At 34.6% G+C, this 10055-nt stretch carries 5 protein-coding genes and 2 pseudogenes; all 7 read right to left on the minus strand.

All coding sequences use genetic code 11. The features are described 5' to 3' along the window. Positions 1 to 195: pseudogene (locus tag RMR09_RS03770) on the minus strand (hypothetical protein); the annotation flags it as partial. Between the two features lie 250 nt (positions 196 to 445). Then, positions 446 to 1435: a PorP/SprF family type IX secretion system membrane protein gene (locus RMR09_RS03775; protein ID WP_310594482.1), complete on the minus strand. Its 990-nt coding sequence runs from the start codon at positions 1433 to 1435 to the stop codon at positions 446 to 448. A 4-nt stretch (positions 1436 to 1439) separates the two neighbouring features. After that, the gene (locus RMR09_RS03780) at positions 1440 to 6422 is read right to left on the minus strand and encodes a PKD domain-containing protein (RefSeq protein ID WP_310594483.1); all 4983 of its coding nucleotides are present in this window, start codon (positions 6420 to 6422) and stop codon (positions 1440 to 1442) included. Between the two features lie 56 nt (positions 6423 to 6478). Continuing rightward, positions 6479 to 6835 carry a hypothetical protein gene (locus tag RMR09_RS03785; protein WP_310594484.1) on the minus strand — a complete coding sequence of 119 codons (357 nt, stop codon included), beginning with the start codon at positions 6833 to 6835 and terminating at the stop codon, positions 6479 to 6481. Between the two features lie 75 nt (positions 6836 to 6910). Further along, positions 6911 to 7147 (minus strand): hypothetical protein, encoded by a 237-nt coding sequence (locus tag RMR09_RS03790; protein WP_310594485.1) that lies wholly within the window; start codon positions 7145 to 7147, stop codon positions 6911 to 6913. Between the two features lie 246 nt (positions 7148 to 7393). Then, positions 7394 to 8005 (minus strand): hypothetical protein, encoded by a 612-nt coding sequence (locus tag RMR09_RS03795; protein WP_310594486.1) that lies wholly within the window; start codon positions 8003 to 8005, stop codon positions 7394 to 7396. Positions 8006 to 9359: 1354 nt separating this feature from the next. Continuing rightward, a pseudogene (locus RMR09_RS03800) lies at positions 9360 to 10055 on the minus strand (FISUMP domain-containing protein); the annotation flags it as partial.

Below are 10055 nucleotides of genomic sequence, written 5' to 3' on the forward strand. Positions count from 1 at the left end.
AAAGGCGTATTTAGCAGGATTCCATTGTTGTGAAAAGGCATCGGTTGAAGTGGCAATACCAATATCTGCCATCCCCGCAGCTCTAGCATCTGCTGAGACCATTAAAAATGGAACTCCAGTAGTAATAACTCTTTCTTGTGCTTTTGCAACCATAACTGCTAGAAAAAATAAAATAAAATGTGGGATTTTTAACATAACTATACTAATTAATTGATGTTTATTTTCACTAAATGAGTGCTTCTCTTTATTTTTTTATCTCTAATGAGTCTAGTTCAATTCGAGGATATAATTTTAACATTATTCTCTTATAATTAAAATTAGGATGATTCTGTTGATACTTTAAAAGCATCATATAAAATTTACTCAACTCTCCTCCATTATCAATACATTGAATATTCTTATTTGTTTTTTTTGTATATCTAAACATAATATCCGCTTCTTTCTATTAATAATTTGGGCAGGCGTAGCACTTTTTTGACAAATCAAATCGATACACAACAGAGAACTCATAAGCACCTCCCGTATTTAATCCTTTTAACCCATTAAAATCATAGGAATACCCAAATTGAAAATGTTCATAATTTAGTCCCCCAAATAAACTAAAAGTGGTAGCAGCTAAACCCGAATCTATAGACTGTAGATTAGATTTAGTATTTACCCCAAAAAAATAATTTGGAAAAATCAGTGACCCTTCAAAATCAACTACTTTAAAACCTCCCTGTTTTATATAATTTGATGTCAATTTTAGTTTTGTATCGTAGAGAAATGAGAAAAAATTAACATAGTCTGAAATAGTGAATTGATATCCTAAATTAACTGTAAAAAGCATCTCTAATGGCACATTACCATTGGTTAAATACGAAATATCAGGCCTATTAAAATGCTTTAATGCGGTTCCGAAAAACCAATTTTCATTGTTAAAAAGCATCCCCGTAGAAAAATCTAAATATCCCAGTTTAGAATTAAAACCTGTAGATTCAACAGAGGTTGGATGTATAATACCATTTAAAATATCTATTTGATCTTCAAAGTTGAACCCACTTGTATTAAATGCTCGAGTACCATATCCCCCTTTAATTGAAGGGTGGAAAAACCACTCGTCTGTCAACTGTACTTGATAAGCATAATTAATATCAATTTGTGTAAAACCATAATTAGTAAAATTCTGTCTTTGGTCAATCACACTGATTCCTAAGCCACTATTGCTATTTTCAATCCAAATGTTTACAAAAGCATATTTAGATTCAATTTTTAAATCTAAATTAGGCCACTGTGACCTATGTAATAAGCCAGCACTACTTGATTCATATACACTTATAAAGGAAGGATTCAAAGTTTCGGGTACTAGAGAGCGCTGTGTAAACAAAGGATCCTGAGCACAAGTCTTACAAGTTGATAAAAAGAAAAAAATGATTATGATTATTATTCTTATCATAAACTTATTTTATTAATACAAATGGTCCATTATACTCCACTTCATCTTCATAAAAAGTAGTAGCAGTTATTTTATAAAAATAATTTCCATTAGGTACATTATTTCCATTCCATTTACCATCCCATCCCCTTAAAGAGGAACCGATTTCTTCAAATACAGTACCTCCCCAAGTATTGAAAATTTTCAATTTAATTTTAGTAATTCCTTTAAAAACTGGTCTAAAAGTGTCATTGAATCCATTATTGTTTGGTGTAAAAGCATTAGGTATAATTACTTCATATCCCTTTTCTACTTTAAGCGATAGACTATTCGTATAACTACATCCAAATGCATATTTGACTACTTGTCTTATTTCATAAATACCCTCTTTTAAGTAGGTGTGCAATGGATTTAAATCAGTAGATGATGTACCATCTCCAAAATCCCATGCAATAGATTCAAAATCACCTGTTGCTATATTCTTAAATTGAATGGGGTCTTTAACCGCATACAGTCCATAAGTTGATTGGCCTAGTGAACTCTTATTGAAACCCGTATTCCCTATTACTGGTATTTTTACATTTATACTATAATTAGCCTCACAGCCTAATCCATCTATTACTTCTAATAGCACTATCCCATTTTGAGAAGCAGTCATGATTTCATTATTAACTCCACTAACTTCTCCACTAAGCCAGTGCAATTGATAGGGTGCTACTCCTCCCGTAATATGAGCAATAAATTTTTGTTTAACCCATTTAGCATCGCAATTAAAAATTGTATTGGTATCAACTTTTATAACTAAAGGCTCTTGCCTATTAATGCTGTACGATGTCTCTTTTACACATCCCCTACTATCACTTACTTTAACACCATAATTTCCAGCGGATAGGGCTGTTAAATCTTTAGTAGCAACACCATTTGACCATTGATAAGCAAAAGGTGCAGTTCCTCCCGAAACTAATAAATTAATAGCACCACTATTAGCATCAGTACAATCAAATGCATTAATTGTATTTGCGGTAAGAACTAATTCTTGTGGATCTAGTAAAACGAAAGTCTTATTGACAATACAGCCTGTCCCATCTGATATAGCTACTGAATATCCTCCTGGTGCTAAATTATTTCTATCTTTTCCAGCCAAAGCATTGTCTGACCATATTAATTTCAAAGGAGCCTCACCTCCAATAATATTTAAGTTTATACTTCCATTATTAGCCCCATGACAACTTATTTCTTTCACCGTCACATCCATTCTAAAAACAGGAGGCTCTGGTAGGCTTATAGTTCTTGTTCTAGCACAACCTTTAGCATCCGTAACAATAACCGTATAGTCACCAGCTGATAAATTGTTTTGGGACACCCCTCCCGCCAAATTACTCCAACTTGTTTCATAAGGAGCCGTTCCTCCCGAAATATTTAATACAATAGAAGCGTCATTCGCCCCTGAGCATTTAATAGGAGTTGTGATTGGATTAATTACAATATCAGGATTTACCTGAGCCGTCACTATAAAATTAGTACCAATACATCCGCCTGAATTAGGCGTTACTGAATAAATAACATCTACACTAGTGGTAGATGAATTGATTACATTTTGTTGAATAGTACTTTGCTCTGTTCTTCTTGCTTCGGCTCCTTGTATGGCATTAGTAACGCTTACCACAGGATAATCCCAAGTATACGTTGTTCCCGGTGGAACTACATTTCCTGTTCCGTCCTGAGGTGCAATTTCAAAGGGTACACCACTACACGTAAAAACTGTAATTGGGCTTATTATAGGATACGTACTTACAATTATTTTAGCCACTTCACTCGTAATCGCTGTACAGCCACTTCCTGTAAATGAAATAACACAGTAATAATAAAACGTCCCTAAACTACCCGATTGGGGTATAAAACTCGCATCATTTGCTCCACTAATTGGACTCCCTACTAGTGGCAAAGTAGAAGTAGTAGAATACCATTGATAACTTGGAACACCAGCTCCATCAGTATAACTCACTGTTAATGGTTGAGCCACAGTCCCTAAACACACTCCTCCAGAAACCGGATTGAGCGTAATTGTTGGTGGTACTACAATTTCAACTTTAGCAGGCTGAGAATTCACTTTACAACCATTATTAATTTGAGTAATTACACAATAATAATATACTACTCCTGTGCTTGTAGTAGGAGGTGTATACGTATCATAAATTTCAAATGGAAGGATTCGTCCACCTACATCACTATGTATCGTGTTTTTGTACCATTGATACGAATATCCCCCAGTGGCTCCACCACTTACCACAACATGCAAAGCTGTAGGAGTGGTATCCTTACACAAAGTTTGAGTAGCCATTGGTTGCGAAGTTACCTTTATGTTGTCAAGAACAATTACTTCTGCGGGGTCTGTCGCTGCCGTTCCACAACCGCTACTACTAAGGCTAATAACGGCATAGTAATAGTACTTCCCTGGAGTATTAAATACGGGCGGAGTGAATTGTAATGTAGTTGCGCCTGGCATAAGAGTTCCACCTGAATTAGATGACACGGTATTGGAATACCATTCGTATTTTGGAGTACCTGCTCCTCCATTATAATCAACCACTAAAGGGGGTATTTCTCCTCCCACGCATATAGTCTGTGTGGGCTCTGGATTTTTTTTAATACTGACTAAAGTATTTACATAAAACGTTTTGGTAAAGGCGCATCCCTTCTCATCAGTATAAGTAATATCAGTATGACCAACAGCCACGCTGTTTATAAGCCCAGAATTGCTAATGGTTGCTACAGTAGGATCTGACGAGGTCCAAGGTGCAACTAATGCATGAACTGGATTGGTTTGCAATTGAACGGTTGAACCTCCTAAACACATTTCTAAATCCCCAATAATGGCAGTAATGGGATTCACCACTACTGTAACTGGTTGAATCAAAGAACAACCATTGGCTTTATGAGTCGCTTTAATATAATAGGTTCCTGAAATAGCTATCTGGTAGGGCTTATCTAAAGGTATTGTAGCTTTATCATCAGCCCAATAGGAATATTCCAAATTAGCATCTGAACCATTCTTTATCTTTTCATCGTATAAATCCACTGTAGTAGGTGCGCAAATTGGAGATGGGTTAGTAATCACTAAATTCGGTAATGCCGCTACCGTAAACGTAACATCTGTGGCCTGTTTTATTCCACATTGATTAGTGACTGACAAGGAAATCGTATAAGTCCCTGGCATATAACTCACTTTTGGATTAACATCAGTAGACAATGCTGGGGTCCCTCCGGGAAAACTCCAAGCATAGGTAACTGGAGTTCCTGTTGAAGTACAGCTGTTGACTATTGCTGTGGGTGATAGAAGTACTGGCTCACCCAATTTATTTTGACATACGCTTGCTATAGGGTTTATACTAACTTCCGATTTTTTAAACACTTGTACTTCTTGCTGAGTAGTTCCAACTGCACCACAAGAATTAATGGCAAATAACTTAATTTTATAAATCCCTGAGGATGTAAAATTAAACTTGGGTTGTAATGAATTTTGATTAGTTGAGGAAACATAGTCCCAGATCGGTGTTGATGAGCCACAATTCACTTCAGTATAAGCAACATCCCATTGATAAGTAGGTGCCTCTGAAATATTGGTGTTTACAGTGGTATTTGAAGTAGTTATAATTAATGGGGTACACCCTGTATTACTATCTAATGAGAATTTTGGAACTAAGGGTGCGTCAATATTAATCGTAGTAGTAGTTTCTGAAACACCACATCGATTACCAACTCGCATTTTAATTGTATAGGTTCCTGCTACAGTAAAGGTAGGGCAAATGGTAGCAGAACCTTTATCCCAAAGCCCGATAGTATTTGAACCATAATCTTTCCCTAAAGTACTCCCTGCAGGTACTGTAAATCCAGTATTAGGAGTAATCGTCCAAACTATTGCTGGGCTAGAATCACACGATGCAGTCCCACTAGAGACTTCTACTGAGCCTTTGGAGGTGTTTTGAATACAAACTATTGTATTAAGACAATTGTTTTTTGTAACCGTAATTTCAGCCTTAGGCGGAGACGATACAAAAATGGGCCCTACACTCACTACCGCAACACCACATGGATTAATAGCTTTTACCGTTCCTGAAAAAGAGTTTGGAATAGACGATGACCCACTCACATAAGTATAGCCACAAGAGTTTTTATCAAATGTATGCGAGATTGTAGCAGGCAGGGTTTCTTGTGTGTAATTTTCTATTGAACCATCACTAAAACTAACCTCATAAGTTGTACCAGGAGGATTATTATTAGTCCCTGTTAAGGGAAAAATCAAAGTACTCCCTGCACAAATATCTGCATTTAATGCAGCCGTAAACCCTACAGCAGGATTAGACCCTAAAAAAACTTTATAAGTCTGAGTAGCGCTACAACCAGCACTATTGGTAATTGAATATACTAAATTATAATACCCCACAGCATAGATGTGTTTTTTTGAGGTCCAACTACTAATTGTTTCTACTGTGCCATCTCCCCAGTCAATTGTATAAGAAGTATTAGTATCCGTTGTAGTAGAAGCATTTACAAATTCAAATTCAGCAGACGAATTGCCACAAATCTTAAACACAGTGGCTCCATTGTAAACAAATTTGCCTGTTCCATTCATAGTAGTGTCTGGAACAGGAACTGAACTAACCACAACTGATATTGATTGATTAACTGTTGTAATAGCACCAACAGAATCTGAATAGGAAACTAATTTATATTCATACGTCCCTGCGGTAGTAGTAGGAACAGTCAAAGTAACTTTATTAGAGGAAGAATGAATTGTTACCAATTCTCCTCCGTTTATGGAATAACTAAAATCAAACGAATCTGTACTCCCTGATGCCTGAAATGTGACTATGGGTTGGGAGCCATTCAAACAAACCGAATTAGTTGTAACACTTATAGGACTTATTGATGATGGAGGAGGAACAACTTGTTCCTTTTTACAAAAGGCAGTAAGTTTATCAACCTCTGCATTTGCACTGATTGTCAAAAAAAGACCTATTAAATACAGTATTTTTAGTTTCAATTTAATACCAAAATAATTCATCATTTCTTAAGGATTCCGTCTATACAATCATGCAAACTGGTAAGAATATTTATTTTTTCGGATAAACCTATACAATGATGAAAATCAATTATTTGCAGTTTTTTAATGATTTTAAAATTTTCTGAAGCTACAATTATTGGAATACCGCAGTCTTTCAATTGTAATAATTCAAATACGTCTTTATATTCATAAACCACTACAAAAAATAAATTGTATTGTGTTATTAATTCAGAAGTCATAGATACAACTGTTTCAAGACCTGAGACAGCAAATTTATTTTTTCTAAAACCCTGAAATAAAAAAAAATACTTCCCTTTTTTATCAACAACTCCTATTTTGTATTTAGAATTTACCATAATTAAATTATCCCTCAAAATTTAAATTTTAAAAAAATCAAAAAAAATATATCACAATAGAATCAAAAAGAGGTATCATAACAACTCATTTAAACAATTTTGAACAATACTACAATCTTCCTCTCTTGAACTAACTTGTAGTGAATCACTACCCCCATAGCACTTTACTTTAAATTGGTTAATTGTAACATCGTAATCGATAATTGCAAAACCAGCCGAAATCCCTTTGTCTATAGCCTCTGAATGCATAATTTTAGAACTAAAAAGTAATAGAACTCCATCACTTTTGATAACATATTTCATTATTTTCATAACAAACAGTTTTTTTATGATTGAATCATACGGGCAAAATGCCCGTATGATTTCAATCTCGCTAACAAATTATTAGAGCCCCAAATTACACTCCCTTATCTTAAAAATGTAATTATCCAATCTAATAAAGCGTTAGCTAAAATTGAGCTGTAAATACCCGTCAAAAGAGGTAATTAGAAAATGACGGTATTTAAGTTTCCCCACAAAACAACAACTCAATTTTAAATAAACAACAACAAAAATTTTTTACATCAACTTTTCTTTTTGAAAAACATAATTTAACATACTTTCGCCTTGGTCTGATTTATTACAATATTCTTTAAGACATTCAATTGCATATCTTTTAGTTATATCAGTTCCTGAGAAGCGTTCTATTACAGTATCAATCGCTTTTTTAATTTCATACTCTTTAAATCCTGAATTATGTTTATTTACACGTTCAATAATTCTGTTTAAATATCTTTCAATATGCTCGCAAAAAACAGGTGTATTTATTAACTGCGGATTAGAAGTATCTATACCCTCCCAATAAAAATTCAATCTAATAAAATCTCTAATCACAGGTTTCTTCTTTAAATCAGAGAAATAATAAGGGGTGTTTACAACCATTAATCCCGGCCAAGTCGTATCGTTAACCCTTATAAATTCAGAGAAAAGAACATAATATTTTCGCCTCTCTTTTTGATAAATTTTGATTATTTTTTTCCCTGCAGCTTGATTTGAGAAATTTGCTAAATAATTAAACAAACTATTTAATTGCTCTACTCTTGGATTTACATTTTTTAAATAGTCGTACCATTTTTTATTTTCAACTGATACTATAAAATCAGGATAAGAACCATTTACTAGAGATTTCAATTCTAAACTTATTAATGGTTCTTTACCGTCAATTATTATATCCGTATAGAATTCACTTTATTCTCTTTCATAAAATACTCTATAAACTCCAAGTTCAACTGAGGCTGGGAGTTTAAAAGAAAATACACTAGTTTCAATTTTAAATGACTTGATTGTTTTTTTGGATTTGAATTGATATACTCTTCCTCTTGCAAACTGACCCTTCGCAAATAAAAATTTACCTTCCACCATAATACTATCAATTGAATTTGAATAAACACAATTAACTAATAGGCTAAAAAATAAAATTATTGTAAATTGTGCTTTATTCAATTTCATCTTAAATAACTCCTTGTTTTATAGCCACAAGATTAATGTTTTCTATTTTAGCCCAAAAGAGAGGGGTTTTAAAAACCTCCGTTTCAGTTAGTAATTCTATTATTTTAGTGAAATTAATTTTGATAAATTGGAGCTTACTCTCGGCTCTCTTATCGTTTAGTTAATGGTGAGTTAAAAATTTTCAACCTAATAAGTAGGTTCCTAACATTTTTTTGACTGCATCAGGATTTTTTCTATTAACGCATTAGACTAAAATTAGTTTATGTTGAGGAAATTTTTATATGGGTAATAGAGATTCTATCATACACTTTGAAAAGAAAGGCCCTTAATTTTGGCTAAGGAAAGGAAGGACTAGTAAAATTGTATTAAAAACTATTCGCTGTGTAGACAAAAAATATATTTTAACCTTGGATGTAGTATTTTATTTGCTGTTGTTGGCATTGAGTTAAAAACTTTGCGCTCTTTGCGGTGCATTATTAACCGCAGAGGCACAGAGCACGCAGCCGTTTTTTATTTAATTGTTAACCCGTTGGGTGTAATTATTAAAAACGTCTATTCGAGTGTTTTTTGTGTAATGAAATGGAAGAAAAAATGTATCGAGAACCGTTTTTAATGAAATTTTTCTTGTTCTGTCATCCTGAGCGGAGACGAAGGACAATTTTCTTCCCGAAGCGTCGGGAGAAAATCACTCGAACTGACGAAAAATTATCATCAAAAACTAATTACACCCAACGGGTTAATTGTACATTATAAATTATCAATTATCAATTATCCATTATAAATTATCAATTATAAATTATCAATTATAAATTATCCATTAATAAATTATCAATTGTACATTATCAATTATCACTTTGCGTTCTTTGCGTCTTGGCGGTGTATTTTCTTTACCACAGAGTCGCAGAGGGTTAACTATTAAAAAAAAACGACCGCTTACTTCGACTAAGCTCAGCACAAGTGGCGGGTAAAAAGCTCTTGCCACAAGGTCATGAGCAAAAGAGAGCCAAGGGTTCTAGCCCTTCCGGCAAGCTCAGGGTTAATTTTTAAGACAGCGAACAGCAAAGCCAAGTGCTCGGCGACCAGTAGGACCGGACGTGCCACTGCCATTAAAGATGCGGTTTGATGCGCCAGTACCACTTATGGTACTAGTCCAGTAGTTACCTTCGGTACCAGTACTGTAGATCGCACCATTATTCCAATAACGAAACCCTACCATGCTAAACTTCAAGGTAGAACCTGCTGCCGTAGAAACTGACGTAATGCCTGCTGTAGTTACTAGATTGGTTAGTTCAGCACTAGTAGGCACTCTATATCCCACTGGGCAAGGATTATTAATACCATTGACACCCTGCCATAAATTAGGGTTTTGCCCCTTACGCCAGTCATTAGAATTAGTAGTGGCCAGAATATACAAATTATCTACAGGAGTATCACCATCAGAGAGTGTTGTAGTAGTGCCGTTTTGTGGGGTTTTGTTCCCTGCATCCTTTATTAGCTCATGCCCATCGGCACCTCTACCCCACTGAAATAAACTACCATAAGCTTTATAGTCTGTAGCACTGGTGGCTTGCTGGCTAGGGTTATAACTAGTATGGTTTACATTAGCATAATGCGCCCCTAAGTTATTGTTTAACCAGGTTTTACCATCGGCTCCCGTTACAGGAAAATAAACAAAGTTATGGTTGTTAGCCCCGTTTATGGTTTGCCCATAAGCCCTGTCAAAAATACCTAC

This window comes from Flavobacterium sp. (assembly GCF_031537875.1).
In the GTDB taxonomy this organism is placed as follows: domain Bacteria; phylum Bacteroidota; class Bacteroidia; order Flavobacteriales; family Flavobacteriaceae; genus Flavobacterium.

What these genes read in the sequence shown, in the direction of transcription:
- RMR09_RS03785 (WP_310594484.1), bottom strand. Translation starts at nt 6,835, where the DNA reads ATGGTAAATTCTAAATACAAAATAGGAGTTGTTGATAAAAAAGGGAAG.
- RMR09_RS03775 (WP_310594482.1), bottom strand. Translation starts at nt 1,435, where the DNA reads ATGATAAGAATAATAATCATAATCATTTTTTTCTTTTTATCAACTTGT.
- RMR09_RS03790 (WP_310594485.1), bottom strand. Translation starts at nt 7,147, where the DNA reads ATGAAAATAATGAAATATGTTATCAAAAGTGATGGAGTTCTATTACTT.